Source organism: Bittarella massiliensis (ex Durand et al. 2017) (assembly GCF_017566145.1).
Taxonomy (GTDB): Bacteria; Bacillota; Clostridia; order Oscillospirales; family Ruminococcaceae; genus Bittarella; species Bittarella massiliensis_A.
Window position 1 is genome coordinate 1 of the sequence record NZ_JABFCL010000070.1, and the last position, 301, is coordinate 301.

Annotated in this window: 1 pseudogene; it reads left to right on the top strand. The window is 52.5% G+C overall.

The annotated features are described in order from the left end of the window. A pseudogene (locus HJY11_RS13490) lies at positions 1 to 301 on the top strand (ribonuclease J); the annotation flags it as partial.

Sequence of the window (301 nt, forward strand, 5' to 3'; positions counted from 1 at the left end):
GCGGTTTGCGGAGATCGGAAAGAAAGGTGTGCTTGCCCTGATGTCTGACAGTACGAATGCGGAGCGTGCAGGGTTTACCCAGTCGGAGCGTACGGTGGGACGAACCTTTGACCACCTGTTTGCGGAGCACAGCAATACGAGAATTATCATAGCCACCTTTGCGTCTAATGTGGATCGGGTGCAACAGATTATCAATTCTGCCTATAAGTACGGCAGAAAGGTAGTCGTGGAAGGACGGAGCATGGTCAATATCATCTCCACCGCGGCGGAGCTTGGCTACCTGGATATTCCGAAGAACACG